Source organism: Steroidobacter agaridevorans (genome assembly GCF_009932555.1).
GTDB classification, from domain to species: Bacteria; Pseudomonadota; Gammaproteobacteria; order Steroidobacterales; family Steroidobacteraceae; genus Steroidobacter; species Steroidobacter agaridevorans.
The window spans coordinates 413,657-439,400 of the sequence record NZ_BLJO01000004.1; the positions used below are offsets into that span (position 1 = coordinate 413,657).

Annotated in this window: 24 protein-coding genes; 13 read left to right on the forward strand and 11 right to left on the reverse strand. The window is 62.4% G+C overall.

The window, feature by feature from the left end; all coding sequences use genetic code 11:
* Position 1: 1 nt before the first annotated feature.
* The 7 genes from GYH35_RS16435 to GYH35_RS16465 all read left to right on the forward strand — a co-directional run bounded on the left by GYH35_RS16435 (position 2) and on the right by GYH35_RS16465 (position 6,745).
* Positions 2–862, forward strand: coding sequence for an acyl-CoA thioesterase (locus tag GYH35_RS16435; RefSeq protein WP_161811000.1), 861 nt, complete (start codon positions 2–4; stop codon positions 860–862).
* An 84-nt stretch (positions 863–946) separates the two neighbouring features.
* Positions 947–2,605: a nitrite/sulfite reductase gene (locus tag GYH35_RS16440; protein ID WP_161811001.1), complete on the forward strand. Its 1,659-nt coding sequence runs from the start codon at positions 947–949 to the stop codon at positions 2,603–2,605.
* Positions 2,580–3,074, forward strand: a complete 495-nt coding sequence (locus tag GYH35_RS16445; protein WP_161811002.1) for a DUF934 domain-containing protein — start codon at positions 2,580–2,582, stop codon at positions 3,072–3,074. The genes GYH35_RS16440 and GYH35_RS16445 overlap by 26 nt, the downstream gene beginning before the upstream one ends.
* A 97-nt stretch (positions 3,075–3,171) precedes the next feature.
* Positions 3,172–3,948 (forward strand): SDR family NAD(P)-dependent oxidoreductase, encoded by a 777-nt coding sequence (locus GYH35_RS16450; protein ID WP_161811400.1) that lies wholly within the window; start codon positions 3,172–3,174, stop codon positions 3,946–3,948.
* 103 nt (positions 3,949–4,051) lie between these two features.
* Positions 4,052–5,425, forward strand: coding sequence for an NfeD family protein (locus GYH35_RS16455; RefSeq protein WP_202624366.1), 1,374 nt, complete (start codon positions 4,052–4,054; stop codon positions 5,423–5,425).
* Between the two features lie 25 nt (positions 5,426–5,450).
* Positions 5,451–6,185 carry a slipin family protein gene (locus tag GYH35_RS16460; RefSeq protein WP_161811003.1) on the forward strand — a complete coding sequence of 245 codons (735 nt, stop codon included), beginning with the start codon at positions 5,451–5,453 and terminating at the stop codon, positions 6,183–6,185.
* Positions 6,186–6,193: 8 nt separating this feature from the next.
* Positions 6,194–6,745 (forward strand): 3'-5' exonuclease family protein, encoded by a 552-nt coding sequence (locus GYH35_RS16465; RefSeq protein WP_161811004.1) that lies wholly within the window; start codon positions 6,194–6,196, stop codon positions 6,743–6,745.
* 52 nt (positions 6,746–6,797) lie between these two features.
* On the opposite strand, the gene GYH35_RS16470 is transcribed toward GYH35_RS16465, so the two are convergent.
* The 5 genes from GYH35_RS16470 to cysB all read right to left on the reverse strand — a co-directional run bounded on the left by GYH35_RS16470 (position 6,798) and on the right by cysB (position 11,635).
* A complete protein-coding gene (locus tag GYH35_RS16470; protein ID WP_161811005.1) occupies positions 6,798–7,286 on the reverse strand; it encodes a VOC family protein in 489 nt (162 codons plus the stop codon).
* Positions 7,287–7,322: 36 nt separating this feature from the next.
* A complete protein-coding gene (locus tag GYH35_RS16475) occupies positions 7,323–7,994 on the reverse strand; it encodes a dihydrofolate reductase family protein (protein ID WP_161811006.1) in 672 nt (223 codons plus the stop codon).
* An 85-nt stretch (positions 7,995–8,079) separates the two neighbouring features.
* A complete protein-coding gene (locus GYH35_RS16480) occupies positions 8,080–8,652 on the reverse strand; it encodes a hypothetical protein (RefSeq protein ID WP_161811007.1) in 573 nt (190 codons plus the stop codon).
* Between the two features lie 181 nt (positions 8,653–8,833).
* On the reverse strand, positions 8,834–10,630 hold the full coding sequence (locus tag GYH35_RS16485) for an ABC transporter transmembrane domain-containing protein (RefSeq protein WP_161811008.1): 1,797 nt from the start codon (positions 10,628–10,630) through the stop codon (positions 8,834–8,836).
* Positions 10,631–10,657: 27 nt separating this feature from the next.
* Complete coding sequence (cysB, locus tag GYH35_RS16490; RefSeq protein WP_161811009.1) at positions 10,658–11,635, reverse strand: HTH-type transcriptional regulator CysB; 978 nt, start codon at positions 11,633–11,635, stop codon at positions 10,658–10,660.
* Positions 11,636–11,765: 130 nt separating this feature from the next.
* Between cysB and GYH35_RS16495 the strand changes: the two genes are divergently transcribed.
* From GYH35_RS16495 to GYH35_RS16505, 3 genes are read left to right on the forward strand one after another with little or no spacing between them, the layout of a single operon-like run.
* A complete protein-coding gene (locus tag GYH35_RS16495; RefSeq protein WP_161811010.1) occupies positions 11,766–12,509 on the forward strand; it encodes a phosphoadenylyl-sulfate reductase in 744 nt (247 codons plus the stop codon).
* 34 nt (positions 12,510–12,543) lie between these two features.
* Entirely contained in the window at positions 12,544–13,986 is a 1,443-nt protein-coding gene (gene cysG, locus GYH35_RS16500; protein WP_161811011.1) for a siroheme synthase CysG, read from the forward strand.
* On the forward strand, positions 13,983–15,065 hold the full coding sequence (locus GYH35_RS16505; protein WP_161811012.1) for a cysteine synthase A: 1,083 nt from the start codon (positions 13,983–13,985) through the stop codon (positions 15,063–15,065). The genes cysG and GYH35_RS16505 overlap by 4 nt, the downstream gene beginning before the upstream one ends.
* A gap of 71 nt (positions 15,066–15,136) precedes the next feature.
* On the opposite strand, the gene GYH35_RS16510 is transcribed toward GYH35_RS16505, so the two are convergent.
* The 3 genes from GYH35_RS16510 to GYH35_RS16520 are packed head-to-tail and all read right to left on the reverse strand — an operon-like array spanning position 15,137 to position 18,013.
* Positions 15,137–15,769, reverse strand: coding sequence for a BON domain-containing protein (locus tag GYH35_RS16510; RefSeq protein ID WP_202624367.1), 633 nt, complete (start codon positions 15,767–15,769; stop codon positions 15,137–15,139).
* A 5-nt stretch (positions 15,770–15,774) separates the two neighbouring features.
* Complete coding sequence (locus tag GYH35_RS16515; protein ID WP_161811014.1) at positions 15,775–16,701, reverse strand: SDR family oxidoreductase; 927 nt, start codon at positions 16,699–16,701, stop codon at positions 15,775–15,777.
* A 52-nt stretch (positions 16,702–16,753) separates the two neighbouring features.
* Positions 16,754–18,013: a cytochrome P450 gene (locus GYH35_RS16520; protein WP_235936796.1), complete on the reverse strand. Its 1,260-nt coding sequence runs from the start codon at positions 18,011–18,013 to the stop codon at positions 16,754–16,756.
* 136 nt (positions 18,014–18,149) lie between these two features.
* Here GYH35_RS16520 and GYH35_RS16525 point away from each other — a divergent pair, with 136 nt between their 5' ends.
* Both GYH35_RS16525 and GYH35_RS16530 read left to right on the forward strand, forming a co-directional pair.
* A complete protein-coding gene (locus GYH35_RS16525) occupies positions 18,150–18,533 on the forward strand; it encodes a DUF427 domain-containing protein (RefSeq protein ID WP_161811015.1) in 384 nt (127 codons plus the stop codon).
* Between the two features lie 129 nt (positions 18,534–18,662).
* Positions 18,663–19,298, forward strand: coding sequence for a hemerythrin domain-containing protein (locus GYH35_RS16530; RefSeq protein ID WP_161811016.1), 636 nt, complete (start codon positions 18,663–18,665; stop codon positions 19,296–19,298).
* A gap of 16 nt (positions 19,299–19,314) precedes the next feature.
* On the opposite strand, the gene GYH35_RS16535 is transcribed toward GYH35_RS16530, so the two are convergent.
* On the reverse strand, positions 19,315–21,807 hold the full coding sequence (locus GYH35_RS16535; RefSeq protein WP_161811017.1) for a Kelch repeat-containing protein: 2,493 nt from the start codon (positions 21,805–21,807) through the stop codon (positions 19,315–19,317).
* 178 nt (positions 21,808–21,985) lie between these two features.
* Complete coding sequence (locus GYH35_RS16540) at positions 21,986–23,581, reverse strand: amidase family protein (RefSeq protein WP_161811018.1); 1,596 nt, start codon at positions 23,579–23,581, stop codon at positions 21,986–21,988.
* Positions 23,582–23,815: 234 nt separating this feature from the next.
* Here GYH35_RS16540 and GYH35_RS16545 point away from each other — a divergent pair, with 234 nt between their 5' ends.
* Positions 23,816–24,703 (forward strand): DUF1028 domain-containing protein, encoded by an 888-nt coding sequence (locus GYH35_RS16545; RefSeq protein WP_161828985.1) that lies wholly within the window; start codon positions 23,816–23,818, stop codon positions 24,701–24,703.
* 35 nt (positions 24,704–24,738) lie between these two features.
* Here GYH35_RS16545 and gcvA read toward each other — a convergent pair whose 3' ends face one another.
* Positions 24,739–25,641, reverse strand: a complete 903-nt coding sequence (gene gcvA / locus GYH35_RS16550) for a transcriptional regulator GcvA (RefSeq protein ID WP_161811020.1) — start codon at positions 25,639–25,641, stop codon at positions 24,739–24,741.
* Positions 25,642–25,744: the final 103 nt, after the last annotated feature.

The following is a 25,744-nucleotide window of genomic DNA, read 5'->3' on the forward strand; positions in this document are numbered from 1 at the left end:
CGTGAATGCGTTGTTGGCGGATCTGCTTCAGGTGCTGAAGCTGGAGCGCTTGGAAATCGATTTGTTTCGGGGCCAGAGCCGCAAGCTCGCCGGCGGACGCGTGTTCGGCGGGCAGGTGCTGGGCCAGGCGCTCGCGGCGGCGTACGCGACCATCGAAGGTCGTGAGGCGCATTCGCTGCATGCGTATTTCCTGCGTGCCGGCGATCCCGATCATCCCATCGTGTACGAAGTGGACCGCAGCCGGGATGGCCGCGGCTTTTCTTCACGTCGCGTCGTCGCCATTCAGCATGGCGAGCAGATCTTTCACATGTCGGCCTCGTTTCAGATTCCGGAAGCGGCCATCGATCGCCAGGCCGACATGCCCGAGGTGCCGGCGCCCGAGTCGGTGCCCGATCTGGCCACCGCCGTCGCGGAGGCAAAGCTCAAAGCACCGGATCGGCCGTCGCCTTTCCGGATTCACGAACATCCGTTCGAATTCCGGCCTGCGGAGTTGCCCGATCCGCTCGCGGACGTGCCGCGTGAGCCGCGGGTCAAAGTGTGGATCCGGCTGGTGGAGCGGGTGCCCGACGATCCCATCCTGCATCGCTGCCTGCTGGCCTACACCTCGGATTACTTCCTGCTCGGCGCGGCCAGCATGGACGCCCGGATGTCGAGCGAGCGGGAGCAATTGCAGATGGCCAGCATCGATCACGCGATGTGGTTTCATCGCCCGGCGCGGCCGGACGAGTGGCTGCTTTACGTCCTGGATAGCCCGACGGCGTCCGGAGCTCGCGGGTTCGCGCGAGGCAGCCTGTTCACCCGGGACGGCCGGCTGGTCGCATCGACTGCTCAGGAGGGCTTGGTTCGGCGGCTAAGTTCTTGATTCCTGTGACCCCTTTCTAACCGGCATCTGGTCATATCCAAGTCGAATTTCTCCCTTCATGGCGGGGGCTTAGAGTCCCCGACCATGTATCAGTACGACCAGATCGACCAATCGCTCGTGGATCAGCGCGTCGCCCAGTACCGGGACCAGACGCAGCGTTATCTCGCGGGCCAGCTGTCCGAGGACGATTTCCGTTCTCTGCGACTGCGCAATGGCCTCTACATCCAGAAGCATGCGCCGATGCTGCGCATTTCGATTCCGTATGGCCTGTTGCGGCCGGCGCAGGTTCGCATGCTCGCCCGCGTCGCGCGCGAGTACGACAAAGGTTACGGCCACTTCTCCACGCGCCAGAACATGCAGTTCAACTGGCCGAAGCTCGAGCTGGTGCCGGACATTCTGGCGCTGCTCGCGACGGTTCAGCTGCACGGCATTCAGACCAGCGGTAACTGCATTCGCAACGTGACCGCCGATCACCTCGCGGGCGTTGCCGTCGATGAGTTGGAAGATCCGCGTCCGTGGTGCGAATACATTCGCCAGTGGGCGACGCTGCATCCCGAATTCTCGTATCTGCCGCGCAAGTTCAAGATCGCGGTCACCGGCTCGCCGGCGGATCGTGCCGCTTCCCGCGTGCATGACGTTGGTCTGCACCTGAGGAAGAACGAGCAGGGCGAAGTGGGGTTCGAAGTGCTGGTCGGCGGCGGCCTCGGTCGCGCGCCGATGATCGGTCACGTGATTCGCGAGTTCCTGCCGAAGAAGGATCTGCTCGCGTATCTCGAAGCGATCCTGCGCGTGTACAACCTCGAAGGTCGTCGCGACAACATTCACAAGGCGCGTATCAAGATCCTGGTGAAGGCGATCGGCCCTGCAAAGATGCGCGAGTTGGTCGAAGAGGAATTCGCCGCCGCGAAAGACACCGCACCGGTGTTCGATGCCGCCGAGTTCGAGCGCATCAAGGCGTTCTTCGCACCGAAGGTTTACGAGTCGCTGCAGGACCAGGATGTGATTTCCGGCAAGCCGCAGGAATTCCGCAACTGGTTCCAGTACAACACCCGCAAGCACAAGGTCGCGGGTTATCGCGCGGTGTTCCTGTCACTGAAGTCGCCGACGCGTCCGCCGGGCGATATCACTGCGGATGAGTTGGATCGGGTTGCCGATCTGGCCGAGCAATATTCGCTGGGCGAGATCCGCTCGACGCACGATCAGAACGTGCTGTTCGCGCATGTGAAGCAGAGCGATCTGTTCGCGTTGTGGCAGCAGCTGAAGCTGATCGATCTGGCGACGGCGAACATCGGCACGCTCACCGACATGATCTGCTGCCCCGGCGGCGATTTCTGCGCGCTGGCGAATGCGCGCTCCATTCCGCTGGCCACGCAGATCAACGAACGTTTCGACAGCCTCGACTACCTCTACGATCTGGGCGAGATCCAGCTGAAGATGTCGGGCTGCATGAACGGCTGCGGCCATCACTCGGTCGGCCACATCGGCGTGCTCGGCGTCGATAAGGACGGCGAGGAGTGGTATCAGATCACCCTCGGCGGTTCGACCGGCGGCCACGACGCATCGTTGGGCAAGGTCATCGGCCCGTCCGTCGCGCATGACGACGTTGCCGAGACCATCGAACGCATCATCCATGTTTTCGTCGAGCACCGGCAGGAAGAGGAACGTTTCCTCGATACCTTCCGTCGCATCGGCGTCGCTCCCTTCAAGGCAAAGGTTTATGCGCCAGCTGATCAAGCAGCGTGAAGTTATCGTCGATGAGTGGCGCTATGCCGACGAAGATCCGGTCGGCCGCGAACGCGCGCTGATCCTGCCGTTCGCCCGCTGGAAGGCGGAGCGCGAGCAGTGGTGGCTGTGGGACGGCCGCCTTGGCGTGCGCATCGGGCCCACCGATCCGATCGCCGACCTGAAGAACGATTTCACTCGCATCGGGCTGGTCGCTGTCGAATTTGGCGGCCTGGCCGAAGGCCGGGGTTACAGCCAGGCGGCGCTGCTTCGCTCGCGCTACAAGTTCACGGGCGAGCTGCGTGCCGTGGGCAAGATCCAGCGCGATCAGTTGTTCTACATGGCGCGCTGTGGCTTCGATACGTTCGAGCTGCCCGAGGGCGCCGATCTGAGCGTCGCGCTCACGGCGTTCGACGATTTCTCGGTCGCGTATCAGGGCGCCTTCGACGCCGCCGGCGTGCACGTTCAGCGTCGCACCGTCGCGGCCTGATCTAAACAGCCTGTCTCTTTGCGCCACTCGCCGTGACAGCGGCGGGTGCGTGCGTGCACACTTCACTCAATCGATTGCGATTGCTGGTGAAGGTTGAATCATGGCCTCGGGCAATGTTTGTATCGTCACGGGTTCCGCCACTGGCATCGGCGCAGCCTGCGCCGTGGAACTGGCGAAGCGCGGCTGGCGCACTGTCATCAATTACACCAAGAGCGAGGCTGAAGCTCAGCAAACCGCGCGTGAATGTGAGAAGCACGGCGGTGAGACGCTGCTGGTGCGCGCGAACGTTGCCGAAGACGCCGATTGCCGTCGCATGGCCGAGGCGGCGTTGGAAAAGTGGGGCCGCATCGACGGCCTCATCAACAACGCCGGCACCACCAAGGTCGTGTTCAATCACGCCAATCTGGAAGCGTTGTCGGCGGAAGATTTCCAGAAGATCTACGCGGTGAATGTCGTCGGCGCCTTCCAGATGATCCGCGCCGTCGAGCCCACGATGCGCAAGCAGGGTCGCGGCTCCGTCGTGAATATTTCTTCCCGCGCCGGCATCGACAGCACCGGCACTTCCATTGCCTATGCCGCTTCCAAGGGCGCTTTGAACACCATGACGATGGGCCTGGCTCGCGCGCTCGGCCCGCAGATTCGCGTGAATGCCGTGTGCCCCGGTTTCGTCGAAACGCGCTGGTTGCAGGAAGCGATCGGCGAAAAATATGAAATGGCCCGTGCTCGCTGGGCGAGCAACTCGCCCCTGCAGAAAGCCAGTACCCCCGAAGACATCGCCGATGTGGCCGTCTGGCTCCTCACCGGCGGTCCCACCGTTACCGGCGAGCTCATCCTCGTCGACGGCGGCAATCGCCTCGGCGCTCCGCCTCGGTGAGAGCCTGCGCGCCAGTTCCGTATTGTCAGGTGCTTTCCTGCGGAATATAGGGAACCAGCGGCGGCGCTGAAGAATCCCTTTCTCGGGCGTCGAGGAGGTCGTTGTGGCTCACACGAAATCTCCCCACCGGGCAATGATGTTCGTCGTTGCGATGCTGTTGTTGTCCATCGCAGCGTGGACGGGCGCGGCGCAACCGAGTCCCGCGGAACAACAGCAGCCCGCGCTGTTGCATCTGGAAATACGCGACGCGATCGGGCCAGCGACCAGCAGTTTCTTCCTGCGAGCCCTGGAGCGGGCGCAGGAGCGCAATGTACGACTCGTGGTGCTTGAGATGGATACGCCTGGCGGTCTCGATTCCGCCATGCGCGAGATGATTCAGGCCATTCTCGCGTCCCCCGTGCCTGTCGTTATCTATATCTCGCCTTCGGGTGCGCGCGCGGCCAGCGCCGGCACTTATCTGCTGTACGCCAGTCACGTTGCGGCAATGGCTCCAGCAACGAATCTCGGTGCGGCGACACCGGTTGAGATCGGCGGCCCGTCCGAGCCCAAAAAAGACCAACCGCGCGACGCGCAGAAACCGGAGCAGCCAGACAACGCTTCGGAACGCAAGGCTGTGAACGACGCCGTTTCGTTGATCCGTGGTTTGGCGGAGTTGCGCGATCGGAACGCCGATTGGGGCGAGGCTGCGGTACGACAGGCCGTCAGTCTCACGGCCCGAGCCGCGTTGGAGCAAAAGGTCATCGATGTGGTGGCCACCGACCTGCAGGATTTGTTGAGTCAGCTGGAGGGTCGCAAGATCAAAACCCGTTATGGCGTCGTGCAGCTGGCGACAAAGGATTTGGTGCGCGAGGAGTTCAGAGCCGACTGGCGCACCAAGCTGCTGAGCATCGTGACCAATCCGAATGTCGCATATTTGCTGATGCTCGTCGGCGTGTATGGATTGCTGCTGGAAGGCTACAACCCCGGCAGCTTCGCGCCCGGCGTTGCCGGCGCCGTCTGTTTGCTGCTGGCCCTGTACGCGTTTCAGATTCTCTCCGTCAACTATGCCGGTCTCGCACTCATCGCCTTGGGGATTGCCTTGATTGTCGCCGAGGCGTTCGCACCGAGCTTCGGCGCGCTCGGCGTGGGAGGTGTCGTCGCGTTCACGATTGGCTCCATCATGCTGTTCGATGGACAAGTCCCGGGCTTTCGAATCGCGCGAGGTCTGATCGGTGGCGTGGCGGTGACGGCGGCCATCGGTATGTTGCTGACTGCCGGCATGTTCATGCGATCCCGTCGCGCGCGCGTCGCCACTGGCGTCGAGCAGATGCTTCAGGAGCATGCGGTCGCGCTCGAGGATTTCGATAGCGCCGGACGAGTCGATATTCGCGGCGAAATCTGGCGCGCCGTGACACGGACGCCGGTCAAGAAAGGCGCGCGCCTGAAAGTGCTGCGCGTCGATGGCCTGACGCTCGAAGTCGCGCCCGGCGAGCAATGATTCATCGGCAAACGAGGATCGAGCCATGTACCTGATCGTGCCTGCCGTCATCCTGCTGTTCCTGATCTTCAGTGCGATTCGTATCCTCAACGAGTATGAGCGCGGCGTGATTTTTACGCTGGGACGCTATACGGCAACGCGCGGACCCGGAATCATCTTGGTCGTGCCGCTGGTGCAGCGGATGGTGAAGATGGATCTGCGCACCGTCGTGCTGGACGTGCCGACCCAGGATGTCATTTCACGCGACAACGTCTCGGTGAAGGTCAACGCAGTGGTTTACTTCCGCATCGTCGACTCGGCCCGGGCCGTGATCCAGGTGGCCCAACCCTTCGAGGCAACCAGCCAGCTGGCGCAGACCACGCTGCGCTCGGTGCTCGGCCAGCACGAGCTGGATGAAATGCTCAGCCAGCGCGAAAAGCTCAATCTCGACATTCAGCAGATCCTGGATCACGCCACCGACGCCTGGGGCATCAAGGTGGCCAACGTCGAGATCAAGCACGTCGACCTCAACGAGAACATGATCCGCGCCATGGCCAGGCAAGCCGAAGCAGAACGCACCCGTCGCGCAAAGATCATTCACGCCGAAGGCGAGAAGCAGGCCGCCGCCATGCTGGTGGAAGCCGCTCGGGCGCTCGGGGCCGAACCCCGCGCGATGCAATTGAGATATCTGCAGACGTTGAGCGATATCTCCAGCGAGCGGACGTCGACGGTGGTGTTTCCGCTGCCGATCGATTTGATCAAGCCGTTGCTGGATAGGTAAGTTGCTCCATGCCCGAGATCTACATCAGCACCGACGTCGAAACCGACGGCCCGATCCCCGGTCCGCACTCGATGCTCAGCATCGGTTCGGCCGCGTACACGGCGGAGAAGGTGCTGGTGTCCACCTTCTCCACGAATTTAGAAACATTGCCGGGGGCGGAGGCGCATCCGAAGACGGCGGAGTGGTGGGCGACGCAGCCCGAGGCGTGGGCGGCGTGCAGGAAGGATCTTGAACAGCCGCAGCAGGCGATGAGGCGCTATGTGGAGTGGATCAGATCGCTCGAGGGCAAGCCCGTGTTCGTTGCCTACCCGGCGGGATTCGATTTCCTGTTCGTCTATTGGTATTTGATCCGGTTCGTCGGGGAGAGTCCCTTCAGTCATTCGGCGCTGGATATCAAGTCATTCGCCATGGCCATGCTCAAGAGCGACTATCGGCAGAGCACGAAGCGGAACATGCCGAAGCGATGGTTCGATCCGCTGCCGCACAGCCATGTGGCGCTGGACGATGCGATCGAGCAGGGGGCGCTTTTCTGCAACATGCTCAAGGAGAATCGCTCTTAAATCTGCGCGCGACCACTAGCTCCAGTGGACGCGCGCAGCGTGCGGCATGAGATCAAGCGCGAGACGTTCCGCGTCGCGCGGCTTCGATGGTAGCGATGTCGATCTTTTTCATTTTCATCATCGCATCGAACGCGCGCTTGGCGGCCGCACGGTCGGGGTCGGTCGTCGCTTCCAGCAGTACGCGAGGAGTGATCTGCCAGGACAGGCCCCATTTGTCCTTGCACCAGCCGCATGCGCTCTCGGCGCCGCCATTGCCGACAATGGCATTCCAATAGCGATCGGTCTCGGCCTGGTCCTCGGTGACGATCACGAAGGAAAAGGCTTCACTGTGCTTGAACATCGGGCCGCCGTTGAGCCCGAGGCAGGCCACGCCAGCCACCGTAAATTCGACGGTGAGCACCTGCCCCTGCTGGCCACTCGGGAAATCGCCGGGGGCGGTGTGAACTGCTGTCACGGCGCTGTTTGGAAAAGTCTTCGCGTAAAAGTTCGCGGCTTCTTCGGCTGCGCCGTCATACCAAAGACAAATTACGTTCTTGGTCATGGTCTGTCTCCGTTGGTTTGCGGGTTGAATGAATTTCTAACCTTCGCGCTTCATCCGTTCCTGACGTTTGCGTTCACGGTCGCTCGGTGAGTCGAGTTCGGCGCCGTGGGTCTTGATGTCGCCCGCGCGCTCGTAGTGGGCGATCATCATGCCCGTGCTGGAGACGCGCGATCGGGTCAGCTTGTAGGAATGCGGTGCGGAGCCGTCGGTGAATAGCTTCTTGCCGCCACCCAGCACGACGGGCGCTGTAAAGATGCTCATCGCATCGACAAGGTCGTTCGCCAGCAGCGCGTGCACGAGCTCGGTGCTGCCTTGGGTGACCAGGTCCGGGCCATCCTCTTCGCGGAGGCGCTTCACGTCGGCGATATCGCGGAGAAGCACCGAGTACTGCCAACCGGTATCGACTTCACCCGAGCGCGACACCGCGTATTTCTTGATGCGGTTGAACTGCTTGGCGATGCCGCCGTCAGGGGCGTTTTCGTCGTAGTAGGGCCAGTAGGCGGCGAAAATCTCGTAGGTTTTGCGGCCGAGCAGGAGATCGAAGGGGTTGCCGAACAGGCGATCCAGCTCTTCGCCAAACTCCTGATCGAACAAGGGCATCACCCAGCCGCCGAACTTGAATCCGTGAGTCGGATCCTCAGTCGGCCCGCCGGGCGCTTGCATGACGCCATCGAGGGAAATCATGGCGCCGACGATAATCTTCCGCATGGCGACTCTCCTTGGGTTTGACCCTAGGACGAACAGCCGGCGTCAGAGCCGACAACACCATGAACTTATTCGCGGGCGTTTGGGTTCAAGCCGCTACGTCGACCTGGTCGAGCCGTCGAAAGCAGATCGACAGCAGCGCGATCTCCAGCGGCAGGAACAGCCAGAACATTAAATTGCTGGCGATGGCGTAATCGGTATCCGAGGCGAACAGGTCGGCCAGCGAGCGCTGCACGAAATGCAGCAGCCACGGAGATACGCCGATCAACAGTAGCAGGCGCATGCCGTACCCCCTGGTACATGCCCAAGCCTGTCTCATGCGCATCGGGCGATCGGTCGCAATCGCGGGGAGGCAGATGGAGTATCGGCAGGCGACATAGATCGCCGGCAGGGCGGCAAATCGTCCGATGGCAGAAATGGTGTCGTGCTCCATCGAGAGTAAGCCGGGGTTGTCCAACTGCAAGAAAAGGAAGGTCGCCGTGACTGGCACCTGGAGCAGCAGGTTGGTGATCACGAACAGCCCTGCCGCCATGCCGACGAATCGCCAGTCGCGCGCCTGGGTGCCGGACGCGCCGAAGGAGGGTACGGATTCAGGTCCCAGCAAGAGGACGCGGTGACAGGAGAGCGCCGCCAGCGTCAGCGGCAATGCTTGAGCGACCAATAGCAAAGGTCTCGTCAGAGGGCTCGCCGAAGACCATTGGTTCCAGAGATACGACATCCCCGCGTACGCCAGCGCGGGAAGTGCAATCACACGCAGTAGAGCGAAGAATTGCTCTCGATATCGTTGTACGGCTTCAGTGACAGTGGCGAGCAGTGGTAATCGTTCCATGATTGCTCGAAGGTCAGGCGGCGGTCGCCGGCACACTCCCGCTCAAGTCCGCGAACTGCAACGCTGCCAGGCGCGCATAGAGCTCGTTGCTCTCGAGCAGTTGCGCGTGAGTGCCGATGTCGACGATGCGGCCGTGGTCCAGCACGACGATGCGGTCGGCTTTGAGAATGGTCGCGAGGCGATGGGCGATGACCAGGGTCGTGCGATGTTCCATCAGGCGTTCGAGCGCTTCCTGCACGTAACGTTCGCTTTCGGCATCGAGCGAGCTGGTGGCCTCGTCCAATAGCAGGATAGGCGGATCTTTCAGCAGCGCGCGAGCGATGGCGATGCGTTGGCGTTGACCGCCGGAAAGGCGAGTGCCTTTCTCGCCGAGATGAGTGTCGTAGCCTTGCGGGAGCTCACGAATGAACTCATCGGCCCCGGCGGCGCGAGCCGCGGCTTCGATGTCGGCGTCGGAAGCATTCGGCCGGCCGTAGCGAATGTTTTCTCGCGCGGTGGTGCCGAACAACACCGTCTCCTGAGGCACCAAGCCGATGCGCGCGCGAACGTCTTCCGGCTTCGCTTGAGAAATATCCACGCCATCGATGGTGATGCGCCCCGACGCCGGATCGTAGAAACGAAGCAGCAACTGAAACGTCGTGCTCTTGCCCGCGCCCGAAGGGCCGACGAACGCGACAGTCTCGCCACGTTCGATGGCCAGCGACAAATCGTCGAGCGCCAGCGATTCCGGGCGTGAGGGATAACGAAACGAAATGTGCTCGAACGTGATGCGCCCGAGCGGCGGGCTGGGAAACGGCTGCGGCTTGGGAGGCGCGACGATGTTCGGGGTCGCGACTTTCAATTCGACCAGGCGCTCCATCGCGCCGGCCGCGCGCTGCACTTCACCCCACATCTCGCTCAGCGTGGCCGCTGCGATCGCGACGTACACGGCATAGATCAGGAACTGGCTCAGCTCGCCGCCGGTCATCTCCTTGTCGAGCACGCGATGCGCACCCTGCCACAGCACGAACGTGATCGCGCCGAAGATCATCATCGTGCCGATCGCCGACATGGCCGAGCGGACCTTCGTCCGCTGCAGAGCCACTCGGAACGAGTCTTCGACGGCCGTGCTATAGCGTTTGGTGTGCAAGCCCTCCAGCGTGAATGCCTGCACCGTTTGAATGGCATTCAGCGTCTCGCCGGCAAGGCCGCTAGTGTCGGCGATTTTATCCTGCGATTCGCGCGACAACGTACGCAGCTTCCGGCCGACCGCGATGATCGGAAAGATCACCAGCGGAATGAGCACGACGATCATGCCGGCCAGCGACGGGCTGGTGGCGATCATCAACACCAGGGCGCCGATCAGCTGCACGATCGAGCGCAAGGTCATGGAGAGATTCACGCCGGCGATGCCTTGCACCAGCGTGGTATCCGTCGTCAGTCGGGACAGCACTTCGCCGATCCGAGTGACCTCGAAGAATGTCGGATCCATCCGCACCACGCGCGCGTAGATATCCGCCCGCAGATCGGCGACGACTCGCTCGCCCAGCCAGGTGACGAAATACAGGCGCAAAGCGGCGAAGATGCCGAACAGCGCCGCGGCGACGAGAAACGCGACGAAGTAAGTATTGATGGTGGCCGCGTCCTGTGCCGCCATGCCGCGATCGATGAGATCGCGAAACGCCATCGGGATCACCAGCATCGCCGCCGCGGCCAGCAGCAGCGCGATCATCGCGAGCGTCAGAACGCCCTTATATCTGCTGAGATACGGCCAAAGCTCGCGCAGCGGTTTGAGCGAGCGGGCTTTGGGTCTTTCTGGATTGGCTGACATGGCGTGCAAAACATCCTTATCGTCGGTCTAGCGATAGACCGGTAGTTCCACATCCGTGAACAACGCCTCCACATCGGACGGCGTGGCCGCATTGCCGGCGCGATCCACGAGCCGGCGTGTCAAATGCGGTGCGAGCAATTGCAGAAAGTCGTACATGTAGCTGCGCAGCAGGGCGCCTTGATGGAAGCCCACCCAGGTCGAATGCGCCGGGAACAAATGCGACGCGTCGATGGACACCAGGTCCGAATCCTCGCGCGGATCCATGGCCATGCTGGCGACGATCCCCACACCCATCCCAAGGCGCACATACGTCTTGATCACATCGGCATCACGAGCGGTGAGCGCCACGTGCGGCGTAATGCCATGACGCGCGAAAATCTGCTGTAACGAAGACGGGCCCGAGAATCCGAAGACGTACGTGACGATCGGATACTTGCCCAGTGTCTCGATAGTCACCTTGCCTTCGCTCGCGAGCGGATGACCCTGCGGCACGACGATGCGCCGATGCCAGCGATAGCACGGCAACAGCACCAGGTTGGTGAACAGCTCCTGCGAGCCGGTGTTGATGGCGAAGTCGATGCGGTCCCGCGCGGCCATGTCGGCGATCTGCTCGGAGGTGCCCTGGTGGAGGTGCAGCTCCACGTCGGGATAGCGCTCCCGGAAGCGTCGGATGACCTGGGGCAGGACATACCGGGCCTGCGTGTGGGTCGTGCCGATCGCCAGCGAGCCCTTGCCGTCGCCCTTCTGCTCGTCCGCCAGGCGCTTGATGCTCTGGACTTCCTTGAGGATTTTCTGCGCCCGGTCGATGACCCGCTTACCGGCCGGCGTGACCCGCGTCAGGGTTCGCCCCTGGCGCAGGAAGATGGGAAACCCCAGCTCGTCCTCGAGCTGTTTCAGCTGCTTGCTGACGCCCGGCTGCGAGGTATGCAGGCGCTCGGCCGCGGCGGTGATGTTCAGGTCGTTCTCGACGATGGCGGCGAGGTACCTTAATTGTTGTAGTTTCATGCACTTAACTATAACGAACGGGGTGCGGCGAAGTCATAACGGGCCCGCATCATGACAGAACAAACCAGTCTTTCCCTGGTTATAAGCGGGTTAGCTACAGTGCACGACAGAGAATAAGGACCGATTGACCATGACCGATGCACTGTCGCCCCGCCTGCAAACCCTCGTCGAGGGAACTCGCGCCCTGCTGGAGCAGGCCGTTCGCGAGCACCAGGACGTGGTCTACTCCAACAGCCTCGGCCTCGAGGCCATGGTGTTGACCGACATCATCAACACGTACACGCCGGAAATCGAGATGTTCACGCTCGATACCGGCCGCTTGCACGATGAGACCCTGTCGCTGCTGGACCGCCTGGAGCGCCGCTATCAGCGCCGCATTCAGGTGTTCTATCCGCAGGCCGAGGCCATCGAGCAGTACGTGCGCGACAATGGTATCAACGGTTTCTACCTCGGGACCGACGAGCGTCAATCCTGCTGCGGCATCCGCAAGATCGAGCCCTTCAAGCGCGCCATCGCCGGCCGTAAGGCCTGGGTCACTGGCGTGCGCCGTGAGCAGTCCGCCGAGCGCGCGCTGGGTGAGGCCAAGTCCTGGGACGACCGCTACGGCCTGTGGAAAATCAGCCCGATGCTGGACTGGACCGAGGCCGACGTGTCGGCGTATATCAAGGCTCGAAGCCTTCCGTACAACGCCCTGCATGACAAAGGCTTTCCCAGCATCGGCTGCGCGCCGTGCACCCGGGCAGTGGAGCCTGGCGCCGACCCGCGCTCCGGCCGCTGGTGGTGGGAGAATCCCGAGTCTCGCGAGTGCGGCCTGCAGCCGCGCCGCCGGGTCATTCCGCTGAAGGTCGAGCCGCGTCGCGCGGCCGGCCAGTAAGCCGCGACGTCGGGCGTCGCAGGACGACGCGCATATGGACTACTTCCCCATCTTTCTACGGCTCGCGAACGAACCGGTGCTGGTCGTCGGCGGCGGGGAAGTGGCTGCGCGCAAGATCGATCTGCTCCTGCGCACGCAGGCGAAGGTTACGGTCGTCTCTCCCGACCTGATCGAGTCGCTGGCGGAGAAGGCCGCAGCCGGTGTCATCGCTTACGTCGCTGGCGAATTTCAGCCCGAGTTGCTGGAGGGCATGCGGCTCGCCATCGCCGCGACCGACAAGCAATCGGTCAACGCGTGGGTCGCGCATCAGTGCGAGCGTCGGAACATTCCGGTGAACGTGGTCGATGATCGCGAGCTGTCGCGGTTCATCATGCCGGCGATCGTCGATCGCTCACCCGTCGTTGTCGCGGTGGGCAGCAGCGGCGATGCGCCCGTTCTGACGCGTCGACTGCGCGAGAAGCTCGAATCGTTCCTGCCGCAGCGGCTCGGCGATCTCGCCAAGCTTGCTGGCAAGCTGCGTCCGACCGTGAAGGCAAAGCTGGAACACGCCAGCACGCGACGGCGCTTCTGGGAAAATTTCTTCGACGGCTCGATTGCCGCCGATGTGCTGTCCGGTCGCGAGGACGCGGCGGGTCAAGGCGTGCTCGATCGCATCGGCAACTCGCTCACCCGTTTCGCGAAGCAATCGAAGTTCGCGGGCGAAGTGGCATTGGTCGGCGCGGGCCCCGGCGATCCGGGCTTACTGACGTTACGCGCGCTGCGAGCGTTGCAGAACGCGGACGTGATTGTGTACGACCGCCTCGTTTCAGCCGATGTGCTCGATCTCGCGCGTCGCGACGCCGAGCGGATCTACGTCGGCAAGGCGGCGGGCAATCATCACGTGTCGCAAGAGGATACGAACGCGCTACTCGTGAAGCTCGCCAAAGAAGGCAAGCGCGTGTGCCGGTTGAAAGGCGGCGATCCCTTCATCTTCGGCCGGGGCGGCGAAGAGTTGGAAGCGCTGGCCGCCGAAGGCATTCGATTCGAAGTCGTGCCGGGCGTGACGGCCGCGGCGGGTTGTGCCGCATATGCCGGCATCCCGCTCACCCATCGCGATCACGCGCAGGCACTGACGTTTGTTACGGGACATTGCAAAGGTGAGTCTGACAATGTCGATTGGGCCGCGCTCGCGCGTCCCGGTCATACGGTGGTGTTCTACATGGGCCTGAACCAGCTCGAGAACATCGTCGCTCGGTTGCGTGAGCACGGCGTGCCTGAAGATCGCTCCGCCGCGCTCATCGAGCACGGAACTCGCCCGTCGCAACGCGTGGTGACCGCCACGATTGCCGATCTGGTTCAGAAAGCCGCCGGAGCTCGCGTGGAATCGCCGGCATTGCTGATCGTGGGCGAGGTGACTCGCCTGCACGAGGCTTTGCATTGGTTCAACACGCGCTCCGTCGAAGTCGCATCTACCGATGAAGGAAGGCTGTCCGCATGAGCAGCTCGAATGAAATTATCCGTCATGGCTTCGCCGATGCCATCGGCAACACGCCACTGATCCGCCTGAATCGTTTCAGCGAGCTCACGGGATGTGAAATCCTCGGCAAGGCCGAGTTCATGAACCCGGGCGGCTCGGTGAAAGATCGCGCCGCGCGCGCCATCATCGAAGCGGCTGAACGCAGCGGCAAATTGAAGCCGGGCGGCACGCTGGTCGAAGGCACCGCCGGCAACACCGGCATTGGCTTCGCGCATGTCTGCAATGCCCGCGGCTATCGCTGCGTCATCGTGATGCCGGACAACCAGTCCAACGAGAAATACCAGATGATCGAAACGCTCGGCGCCGAAGTGCTGCGCGTGAAGACGGTGCCGTACAGCGACCCGAATCATTACCAGAAGATCGCCGGCCGGTTGGCCGATGAGATTCCGAGCGCGGTGTGGGGCAACCAGTTCGATAACACCGCGAACCGCGATGCGCATGAGCAGACGACCGGTCCGGAAATCTGGCAGCAGACCGGCGGCAAGATCGATGCGTTCGTGTGCGCGACCGGCACGGGCGGAACGCTCGGCGGCATCTCGCGCTTCCTCAAGAAACAAAATTCCAAGGTGCGCGTCACCTTGGCCGACCCGCAGGGCAGCTCGTTGTATCACTGGCTGCGCAATGGCGAGCTGAAGGCCACCGGTCCCGGCTCGATCACCGAAGGCATCGGCATCGGTCGCGTCACCGCGAACCTCGAAGGCTCGCCGATCGACGATGCTCTGCACATCACCGATATCGAGTGCGTGCGCACGGTGTATCAGCTGCTGCGCGATGAAGGTTTGTTCCTCGGCAGCACCAGCGGCGTGAACGTCGCCGCGGCCGTGCAGATCGCGAAGCAGCTCGGCCCCGGCCACACGATCGTCACCATCCTGTGCGACAACGGCGCGAAGTATCAGTCGCGTCTGTTCAACAAGAAGTGGCTGGCCGAAAAGGGCTTGCTCGATGCGGCCGGCTTGTCCCAGAACGGTCAGCCGACGCTGCTGGATGTGGCCAAGAATGTCGCCAACGTCGGTGCGTTTCCGCAGCGGCTGAGCGCCTGATTCTTCTGGTATCGACCCAAGCGGCCGCAGGTTCTTTGAGCCTGCGGCCGCGTCGTTTGTGAAGCTGCGCTTTACACTTTCATCCCGGTGTTTCTAGCCACATCGGTCTGGCGTGTCTGTTCATCCACGACGCGGATGAGATTGTGAACATCCTTCACGCCGCGCACCTGCTCCGCGACGTATTCGGACCGGCGTTTCGCATTCCGCGAGCGTAGCGTTCCACTCAATGTCACTTCGCAGTTGGCGACTGTCACCTCGATATCCGAGGCGTCGATGTGCTCGTCATCGGTGAGTCGCTCGCAGACGTCCTCGTGAATTCGTTCATCGGCGCGTTGATAGCCGCGGGGTCCTCGGCCTCGATTGCTCACTCGCGGCTGCGGATAATTCGCGCCTTCGTCGCTGGCGCCTTCGTATCGGCGGCCCTCCGGCGTGACTCCGCCGTAATTGCCATAGGCGAAGCCACCCTCGGTGGCATGACGTCGTCCGGGTCGATACTGACCGCCGGTGAAGTCGACGTCGACTTCGTCGTAGTCGATCAACGCGGAGCGGCGCGGCAGGCCGTTCTGGTGCTCGTATTCATATTCGGCCGCGAATCGCCGATGCTCGTCGCGCTCGTTGTCGCGATAACGTCTGCGGTTCTCGCGGTCTCCATACAAGTCATCGCCGGCTAACGGCGCATCTCGCCACTGAGTTGATTGGGCCATGTGCATTACTCCTTCGCGGGCGCAGACTTCTTTTGCTTGCGCCGGTTCATATCCACCGCTGTGCCGCGGGCCGTGGGCTGTTCCACCGCGCCTGGCGAGTCTTCGCCCCGCGGCGCTTTCTCGAATTGGGTCTGGTGCATCATCTTGGCTTCCATTTTTTCCGTGACGCCGGGCATGAGATTCGCCATGGCGACCTTCAGAATGCCGTCGCCGCCAACGATGCGTTCGTCCTCCGGATCGCGCGCGACTTCGACGATCGCGTCGATGACGTTCTGCGGATCGTGCAGCGGCTTCGGCGGTGTCACTTCGTGGCCGGTGTAGTTGGCCGCATGATCGAAGAACGGCGTGTCGTGCGCGGTCGGCAGGATGGTGCAGATGTGCACGCCGGCAATCTTGTTCTGTTTGACTTCCTGGCGCAGCGAATCGCTCAGACCGACAACGCCATGTTTGGCCGCGGCGTAAGACGTGTAGTAGGGCACGCTGGTCTTGCCGAGCTCCGAAGCAATGTTGATGAGCGTGCCGCCGCCTTGCTTCAGGAACTGACGATAGGCGAAGTACGAGCCATACAACGTGCCGAGCAAGTCGGTCTTGATGGTCTGCTCGTGAACATCGATAGGGATGTCCTCGAAGCGCCCCAGCGCGCCGACGCCGGCGTTGTTGATCCACACGTCGATGCGGCCGCATCGGGAAATTGCCGTCTCGGCCAATTGCTCCACATCGCGTTCACTACTTACATCGACAGAGACCGGGATCGCCGTTCCGCCTGCGATCTCGCACTCGCGCGCGACGGTATCGAGCGCTTCGCCGCGCCTCGCTGCAAGCACGACCGATGCGCCTTCGCTCGCGAACTCCAGCGCGGCGCCGCGACCGAAGCCGCTGGATGCGCCGGTGATTACCACGACCTTGCCGTTCAAATCTGTTTGCGTTGCCATGCTCGTCTCCGGGATTTGTTCGGCAACGGCTGGCCTGCTGACAGTGTTCCTGTTAGAGCAAACGCACGTCGCTCAGGATCAGGCGGCTGCGGGGCAGGGCGGGCAATCGAGTACGATCGATCCCGAGATCTTGCTCAGGCAGCTGGTAACTCACGCCGGTCACGAAGAACTCCAGCGCGGCTTTCATCAATGCGATCGTCAGCCATTCACCGGCGCAGCGATGATTGCGCAGGTGATCGCCGCCACCCTGCGGGACGAGCGTGTATGCATTCTCCTGCCAGCTCAGAAAGCGATCGGGCATGAACAGCTTGGGTTCTTTCCAGACGCGTGGATCGTGATTCACGCCGTGCAGATCCAGCAGCACTCGAGTGCCTTCGGTAAACGGCATGCCTTTCCATTCGAAGCTCTCTCGCACGATCGCAGGAACGGCCGGGAAGAACGGATAGAAGCGCCGGACCTCCTGCACGAAAGCTTGCGCAAGGTGCCCGTCCTGAGTCTCGAGCCGGCGTTTGTACTCTGGATGCACGTGTAATGCATGGACGAGAAATACGATATATACCGACAGCGCAACAGTCGGGCGTAGCACGTTGAGTAGTTCGACGGCGGCGGTCTTCGCATCTAAGGGTTGTCCCTGGCCGTCTCGATAAGACGCGATCTGATGCGCGGCGCTGTGCTGAGATGAGTCGATTCTGCCGGCGCGGATGCTCTCGATGATCTCGGCCATCCAACGTTCCGCTCGATTGCGTGCGTGCCGTGACCACCAATGGGGCGGCCCGACAGCGCCGGCCCGATCGAACATTGCGCATAACTGTTGCGCTCGCTTTGTGACATCTTCTTCGGGAAGGGGTACGCCGGCCCATTCGCAGACACTGCGTGTGAGTACTGCGTGCAGCTCGTCATAGAGCACGATCCGATCGAGGGTAGACCAACGTTCGGCGCCCGTCCTCAACGTTCTGGTCATTATCGAAGCGAGCTCTTGCAAGCGTTCCGAGCTCATCAATGACAGGAACATTTGCTTTCGGTGCGTATGCTCGACGCCGTCCAAAGACTGCACGCCGCCGACGCCCAGCAACGATTCCTGCAGTCGCAGTGGAGCGGCGCCCGCGCGCTTGAATCGCGTGGGGTCGTAGAATACCTTCGCGGCGTCAGCGCCAGTCATGCACAGAGTTCGGCGCAGCAGCAGTCGCATTTCGAACACGTCCCAGCCGAAGCTGCGACAGTGGCGAGAAATGAATTCATAGGGATCGCGCATGAGCGCCAGGGTGTGATCCAGGCCGAGCAGGCGCGGGATGTGATGAATGCTGACTGGCACGCTCGACTCCTGAGACGACCCATTCGGTCAGCAATTCAGAGTCTCCGGCAAAGTTCCCCTCGCGGGAATGGTGTAGGGAACCGAGTCATCTTCTATCTTGTTGCATTGCTAATCCTGTTCGATGGAGGCACGGACCATGACCAGATCTCCAGGCCATCGGGAACATCCCCAGCACAAGGTGGCGGAGCGTCAGTTGAGGGAACGGATCAAGGTGTCGATCGCGGACGAGACCATCGCGGAGTCGAGCGATGTCGTTAAGGTCGAGGAGGATGGCAGTCCGGTTCGTTACTACTTTCCACGCGCGGATGTCGATATGAAACGGCTGGAGCGCTCGGCCACTACGTCGCAGTGTCCATTCAAAGGCGTGGCCAATTATTTTTCCATCAAGGCGGGCGACAAGGAGCTGAAGGATGCGGTCTGGTCGTACGAAGACCCGTACGAAGAGCACCTCGCCCTCAAGGGACGCCTGGCTTTCTACGATGACCGGCTGCCGGAAATCAGCATCTCGCCACGTCCGTAACGGTCCCCGCGCAGGGGAAACCCGCTCTGGTTGTAGGCGCTCGCGTATCACGGACGCGCTGGGAACAAGGCTTCGGGTCCGCCGTTGGTGATGAGTCACCATGCTGAATTGCCTTGCGGGGGAGCGAACATGAATCCGGTTGCCGAGCGCATCACACCTAGCATCACGACCATGATCCGGATGGATCATTCCCAGGTGCTCGCGGTCTTTCACCGCTACAAGCCGGACGTGCTGCCAGCGAAAAAGCGCGCCCTGATAACCAATGCCTGCTTATCGATCGAAATCCACGCGCAACTCGAGGAGGAGATTTTCTATCCGGCGTTGCGTGAGGTATTGACCGGGGACGAAGTCCTGGAGAAGAGCGAACCGGAGCACGAGCAGATGCGTACGCTGATCGGCGAACTGCGCGGGCTGATGGGGCGCGATGGCCCCACCGACGAAGCAGCGTGCGATGAGAAGTTCTTCGCGCTGATGCGCCTGGTGATGCATCACGTGGCGGATGAGGAGACGCGGCTGCTGCCGGCAGCGGAGCGCTTGCTGCGCGATCAGCTTGGCCGGCTCGGCATCGAGATGACGAAGCGGCGCCTGGAGCTGATGAAGCCGCATGCCGCCGAGTTCGCCGAGTCGACAGTTCGATCGTTCCCCGCGGGCGCCGCCGCCGGAGCTGCGTTGCTCACGGCCGGTGCGGTCGCTGTCGGTGCGATGCTGTTCGCCAGGAACACCAAACGGACTTCAGAAAACCGCATGAGCCGATGGCGGCATTGAGCGGAGGCGATCCTGCTCAGGGATAGGCGATGTTTCCTGAGTAGGACATTCTCCATTGCACGCCGTCTGGCGACGTCCACACGTCGCTTTTCGGTCCATATCGATCGCTGCCGCTGATCAGCCACAATGCATTCTTGAAATCGACGAGCGAGGCTCCCGAGCGTGGCGCGAAGCGAGCGCTGACGGGAGCCTTGGTCCACGCAGCACCATCGGTGCTCGACCAGATGTCGTTCGAATAGATGATCTCCCCGTACCCTGGCGCGCCTCCGAACCGGTAACCGCCCGTCAACCACAGCTTGCCGTTGTATGCGCGAAGCGTTGCGTTCCGATTCGGCAGATGAGGCACGGCGGCGGACGCCAACTGCCAGGTCACGCCATCCGTGGAAGACCAGCTGTCCGTCAGTTCGCCAGCGGCACCCGCACCTCCAAGCAACCAGACCCGGCCGTCGAGAACGGCGATTTGCGCGAATGCGCGCGCAGGGAACGCCGCACTCGCTGTCAATTGTGTCCAAGCGACTCCATCGCTCGAAGTCCATACGTCATTGCGCAAACCGGTCCCGTCCATGCCGCCGACGAGCATCATTTGATTGTTGAATGCGACCAATGCATGCCCGGCGCGCGGGCCGAAGGTTGCCGCATCGATAGCCTTGGTCCACGCACTTCCGTCATCCGAATGCCATACGTCCGCCAGCGGCACAGGGCCGGTTGCGGAGCTGGATCCTCCCGTCACCCACAAGCGATTCTGGAATGTCGTTACCCCAGGATTCTGGCGAGCCGGAAATGCCTGGGTGGCTGGCGCTCGCTGCCAGTCGCTGCCGTTCGTGGAGGACCAGACATCGTTTCGACCGCTGGATCCATCCGATCCGCCGACGACCCACAATTTCTCACCGAGGGTCTGCACGTTGTGAGCGCCCGGAAAGAACGGCGCATGCGGCGTCATCTGCGTCCAGTCGAGGCCGTCCGCACTCGACCACACATCGCCGGTGTTGTGCAGAAGAAGTACCATTCCGCCTCCGCTGACCGGCACGACTTCACTCGGCAGGATTTCACCCGTGGCAACCCACATGCGGGCGTTGTGCACGGTACCCGCGATGTATGCGCGCTTCGAAAACGATGCGCCGGCGCGCTCTTCGACCCAGTTCACGCCATCGGCCGACGACCACACGTCATTCCAATAAGGTACGCCGTCTGTGCGTCCGCCAGTCACCCAAAGCCGGCCGTTGAAGGCCGCGGCCACATGCAGAGATCGTTGGCCGAAGGGAGCGTTTGTGACTTCGGGCACCCAGGTCGCGCCGTCGCTCGAGGACCAGACGACCGCTTCGCCCACGGCGCCACCGCCGACCAGCCACATCTTGCCGTTGAAGACCGTGACCGTGTGGCCCGCGCGGTAGCCGAAGGCCGACGCTGCCGTTGCCAGATTCCAGGTCACGCCATCCGTGGATGACCAGACGTCGTTTCCACCGGTCGAATAGGTTGCACCGCCAACGATCCACATGCGTCCATCGAACACGACTGCGCCCGCCAGGAGCCGGCCTGGAAACGCCGCCTCGGCGGTCGCCTGTGTCCAATGGACGCCATCGGCGGAAGACCAGACATCGTTGCGCCACACGTCCTTGACATAGGGGCCGCTGCCATTTCCGCCGATCACCCAGAGCCGATCGTTGTAGGCGAGTAGTTGATGGCGGCCTCGTACAGCAAATCCGGCGCGATCGGTCTCGAGCGTCCAAACGATGCCGTCTTCGGACGACCAGACATCCGACTTCACCTCGATATCAGTCTGCTGACCGCCGATGAGCCACAGCTTGCCCTTGAAACTGGCCATCTGTGCGCCGGACCGTGCCAGGAAACGCTGCTGTGAGATGCGTGCGGGCGTGCCGATCACGTCGCCTCTGCGCAGCCAGTAGGACGCATCCCTCGATAAGGTCGCGGCCTGCTCGAGAATGGCGGAGTCGCCGACAACGTCCGTTGCACCGTTCGTGCACGAAGTGATCTGCGCGGGATTGCAGTCGGATTGTGTCGAACGCAGGAACTGCAGTCCACGAGCAGCTGCGGAGAAAGAAACCTGCGAGTCTAGTTCGCCAACGAGCGCCGTAAATGACACGGCTCCGGGAGAGGTCACGTTCAGAACGTAAGTCGCACTGGCGGCCGCAAACCTCGAGTCGGCAGCTTTCGCAGCGCTGATCTGCGTCGTGCCTGCCGCCACGAGCGTCACCGCACCGCCGGCGCCCACAGTTGCAACGCCGGTGTTGCTGCTGCTGTACGTAATGGCGCCAGTCCCTTCGCCGCCAGAAGCGACGTTGGTGAAAGCGCCTTCGACCAACGAGCGCTGCACGGGGCCAGTCATCGCAAAGGCAATCGATTGCGGTAACAAAGATTGGGTAGGGGGTGGAGTGTTCGATCCGCCGCCATCGCCACCACCGCCGCCACCACCGCCGCCGCCGCCGCCGCCCCCGCACGCCGTGAGCACAGTGGACACGACGATGAGCATGAGCGCGGAAATGAAACGCATCGCCTCTTCTCCCTGGATTATTGTTATGTCACTGGCCGTGTGACGACTGCGACATTGCTGAGTCGATCCTGGCCGCGATTATGCACTCCGCGGCGGCGATGAGAACCGCCTTCTTCGCTTGTATCTATTCGCGTTCAGCCTGGCTTGAAGTAACTTAACAAATGAGGCCTTCCTCGCCTCAAGGCACCGTGACCGACTGATTCTCCAGCTGCGGCGTGTTCACCGGCAGGCGCCGCACACGCGTGGCTTGTTCGAAGCTGTAGCCGAGCGCGAACAACTTTGGTTCGCTGAACGCGGGACCGAAGAAAGAAATGCCGACCGGCAGGTCGTCCGTCGTGAAGCCGGCGGGCACGATCAAATCGGGAAAGCCCGTGAGATTGGCGATGTCGACAGCGGACGCCGAGTCAGGTGAGGGCGGCGCCTCGGCGATCAACGGCGGCCGGCGCGATGAGGTTGGGTAGACGATGGCATCGAGCTTCTCCGCCGCGAGAATGCCTTCGACCACCGCGCGCACCATCGGCAGGGCGTGATCGCGAACGGAGAGGTAACGATAGTCGTCGAGCTTGCCGCTCTCCGCTTCCTTCTTGAACAGATTCCAACGAATCGGATTCGGGCCGGCGCCACCCGGGCGCAACGAGCGCACGTCATTCGACCGTTCGATCAGTTCCTGGATGTTCTTCGGATAAGCCGGTCCGGTCGCGGCGAGATACTGGCTGATCTGGGCGGCGAACTCCGGGCGACGAACCGCGGCATAGAACTCCGGCTTACTGTCGATCAGCCACTTCGGAAAGCTCACGTCGACGATGGTCGCGCCCGCTTTGCGCATCGATTCGAGCGCCGATTCCATTACCCAATCGACATCCGGATCCGCACCGAGGAAATCGCGAGCGATGCCGATACGCGCGCCCTTCAATGCATCGGCCTTCAAGAACCGAGTGTAGTCGGTCGCGAATTTTCCCTTGCTCTTCTGGGTCGCCGGATCCGCGGAGTCGATGCCCGTCATGACACCCAGTGCGACGGCAACGTCATAGACGCTGCGTGCCATCGGTCCGCCGGTATCGAAGGACAACGCCAGCGGAATGATGCCGTCGCGGCTCATCAAGCCGTGCGTCGGCTTCAAACCCACGATGCCATTGGCGGACGAAGGACCACGAATCGAGCCGCCGGTGTCGGTACCCAAACCGATCGGCGCATACGCGGCGGCGATGGCTGCACCGGTGCCGCTGGAGGAGCCGGATGGGGTGCGCATCAAGTCATGAGGATTGAGCGTCTGGCCACCCAGCGAACTGTGCGCCGTGCCCGAGGCGAACTCGGAGAGATTGAGCTTGCCCAGAATGATCGCGCCGGCGTCGCGCAGCTTTTTGACGACGAAGGCATCATCGGGCGGTATCCAATTCTCCAGCAGCACCGAGCCGCCCGTGGTGGGCATATCGAATGTATCGAAGTTGTCCTTCAGCAGCACCGGCACGCCGTGCAAGGGTGAGCGCGGGCCCTTGCTCTTGCGCTCGGCATCGAGCGCGCGAGCGGTCTCGAGCGCCTTCGGATTCAGCATGATGACGGCGTTGATCTTCGGCCCCTGGCGGTCGTACGCCTCGACGCGCGCGAGGCAATGCTGGACCAGTTGTTCGGACGTGAGCGTGCCGGCTTTGAAGGCTTGGTTCAGATCCGCGACGGTCGCTGCGTCGAAATCGACAGTGCCCGCTCGCGCGCAGTTGAAGTAACCGATCAGCAACGCGGCCACAGTTGCCAGGCCGCACGAACGCTTCGATGCCATCGAATGCTCCCCGGAGCTCTTGTTGTCCAGCGAAGATAGCAGGATGCAAGCCGGCGCGGCGACTGGTGAATCCATTCACGCCCGCGGCACATCGCGACCGATTTTTGTCGCGCGCTGGATTTGCCGCGCGCGTGGGCGGCCTCGCATCATAAAAATCGGCGGATACCAGGGTCGCTGCGCAAAATCTATTCGTTTGCTTCTTGATATGCTCGGCCGACAAAAGGGGGATGGCCGATGATGAGACACCTTGCGCTGGCGTTCATTCTGTTCGCGGGCTCGGCGCCTGCGTGGGCAACGTGGTCGGTGATCGCGCTGGATGCGCGTAGCGGCCAGGTGGTGATCGCGTCGGCGACCTGCGTCCGGCAAGAGGCATTCCCCAAGCGCGAGCCCAACGCTGCGCGTGACTTGATGGACCTGCAGGCGGTGATCGTGCCCGGCGTCGGAGTGGCGGCCTGCCAGGCCGGCGCCGACAACACGCACGAGAACCAGATGCTGGTCTATCGGGAACTGAAGAAGGGCACGCCGCCCGCCGACATCATCGAAATGCTCAAGAAGGATCCGAACATCGAGCGGCGACAGTTCGGCATCGTCTCCATGCCCAATGGCAAGGACATCACCGCGAGCAACAATCGCGCCGGATTCAACGGCGCCGGCAACTCGCGCTCGTCGTTGTACTTCGGCGGCCAGGTCGGCCCCGACATCTACTATCAGGTTCAGGGCAACACGCTGCTGGGCGATCAGGTGGTGCATCTGGCCGCGCTCGCATTCACCCGCGCCACGGGCACGTTGGCCGATCGCGTGATGGCGGCGATGGAAGCGGCCGACGTCAACGGCGGAGATCACCGCTGCAATTGCGAATCGAACCCGATGGACTTCGTTCCTTGCGACAACAAGACGGCGCATGTTTCCTACATCGCCATCGCCGATAAGAACGACCAGCCGGGCGTCACTCACAACGATGGCAAATACTTCGCATACATCAGCGTGATGGACAACGACATCAAACGGGGCGAGAGCGCCAATCCGGTGCGCACGCTTCGCATGCGCTATGACGCGTGGGTGAAGTCAGGCTCGCCGCGCCTGGCGCCGCCTCCGCCGACGCTGTATCAGCCGAAGAGTTAGGAGGCGAGCCCTCCAGCTGACTTCCAATCGGCCCGTCAGCCGGCCTCTTTTCGCAACCAATGGCAGAAAGCATCGATGGCCGGGTTCGCGTCCGCGTCATCTCGGCGCACGATCCAGAATGCGTAGCCATTCTCGAGAGAATGCTCAAATGGCCTGACGAGACGACCCTGTCGCAGGTCCTCCTCGACCAGCGGTGCAACACCTAACGCGATGCCGTGTCCTGCGACAGCAGCTTCCTGCGCCAGATAGATGCTTGCGAAGACGGGTCCGCGGGTTGCGTCCACGAGAGTTGCACCCGAGGCTTTCAACCATGTCGACCAGTCTGGCACGCCGGGGCGACCGGCTGCGCTTTCGTCGTGGAGCAGCGTGTGATGCCGCAGATCCGCGGGCTTCGTCAGTGGGCGGGTTTCGTCGCCCATCAGCGAAGGCGCGCAGACTGGAAACACGGGTGCGCCCATGAGTCGCTCGGAAGAAACCTCGCTGTAACCGCCAGGTCCGTAGCGGATGGCGACATCGATGGCGCCGCGGACGAGGTCTGCATGCTCGTTGCTGGTGTCGATGCGCACTTTGAGATCGGGGACGTCGCGATGGAACCGGTGCAGCCTGGGCGCAAGCCATTTCGCCGCGAACGATTCCACCGTGCTAACGCGGAGATTCGCGACCGTGGCTGCAGTGGCGCGATCTAGAGCGAGATCGAGCAATCCGAACAATTCGCTCAGCGAAGCGGCCAGTTCCTCGCCTTTGGGGGTCAGCTCCACCAGGCGATGGCCGCGGTGGAACAGCTTCACGCCGAGGTAGGCCTCCAGTTGCTTTACCTGATGGCTCACCGCCGCCGGAGTGACGAACAACTGCGCGGCCGCGGTCCGAAAACTGCGGTGGCGTGCGGCTGCCTCGAAAGCTCGCAGCGCATTTAGCGGCGCGGGGTGGCGGGGTTTCACGATGATTCAGGTTTACGGAGGCCGGGTGCACATCGTATCAGGTTAGTTTTTCTAACGCGGCCGGCAAAACATCTCGTTTGTCGCCGGCCCCGCTGTTGGTGAC

Coding starts and splice junctions, on each gene's coding strand:
- GYH35_RS16440 (WP_161811001.1), top strand. CDS start 947: ATGTATCAGTACGACCAGATCGACCAATCGCTCGTGGATCAGCGCGTC.
- GYH35_RS16445 (WP_161811002.1), top strand. CDS start 2,580: ATGCGCCAGCTGATCAAGCAGCGTGAAGTTATCGTCGATGAGTGGCGC.
- GYH35_RS16460 (WP_161811003.1), top strand. CDS start 5,451: ATGTACCTGATCGTGCCTGCCGTCATCCTGCTGTTCCTGATCTTCAGT.
- GYH35_RS16465 (WP_161811004.1), top strand. CDS start 6,194: ATGCCCGAGATCTACATCAGCACCGACGTCGAAACCGACGGCCCGATC.
- GYH35_RS16470 (WP_161811005.1), bottom strand. CDS start 7,286: ATGACCAAGAACGTAATTTGTCTTTGGTATGACGGCGCAGCCGAAGAA.
- GYH35_RS16475 (WP_161811006.1), bottom strand. CDS start 7,994: ATGCGGAAGATTATCGTCGGCGCCATGATTTCCCTCGATGGCGTCATG.
- GYH35_RS16485 (WP_161811008.1), bottom strand. CDS start 10,630: ATGTCAGCCAATCCAGAAAGACCCAAAGCCCGCTCGCTCAAACCGCTG.
- cysB (WP_161811009.1), bottom strand. CDS start 11,635: ATGAAACTACAACAATTAAGGTACCTCGCCGCCATCGTCGAGAACGAC.
- GYH35_RS16495 (WP_161811010.1), top strand. CDS start 11,766: ATGACCGATGCACTGTCGCCCCGCCTGCAAACCCTCGTCGAGGGAACT.
- cysG (WP_161811011.1), top strand. CDS start 12,544: ATGGACTACTTCCCCATCTTTCTACGGCTCGCGAACGAACCGGTGCTG.
- GYH35_RS16505 (WP_161811012.1), top strand. CDS start 13,983: ATGAGCAGCTCGAATGAAATTATCCGTCATGGCTTCGCCGATGCCATC.
- GYH35_RS16510 (WP_202624367.1), bottom strand. CDS start 15,769: ATGGCCCAATCAACTCAGTGGCGAGATGCGCCGTTAGCCGGCGATGAC.
- GYH35_RS16515 (WP_161811014.1), bottom strand. CDS start 16,701: ATGGCAACGCAAACAGATTTGAACGGCAAGGTCGTGGTAATCACCGGC.
- GYH35_RS16525 (WP_161811015.1), top strand. CDS start 18,150: ATGACCAGATCTCCAGGCCATCGGGAACATCCCCAGCACAAGGTGGCG.
- GYH35_RS16530 (WP_161811016.1), top strand. CDS start 18,663: ATGAATCCGGTTGCCGAGCGCATCACACCTAGCATCACGACCATGATC.
- GYH35_RS16535 (WP_161811017.1), bottom strand. CDS start 21,807: ATGCGTTTCATTTCCGCGCTCATGCTCATCGTCGTGTCCACTGTGCTC.
- GYH35_RS16540 (WP_161811018.1), bottom strand. CDS start 23,581: ATGGCATCGAAGCGTTCGTGCGGCCTGGCAACTGTGGCCGCGTTGCTG.
- GYH35_RS16545 (WP_161828985.1), top strand. CDS start 23,816: ATGATGAGACACCTTGCGCTGGCGTTCATTCTGTTCGCGGGCTCGGCG.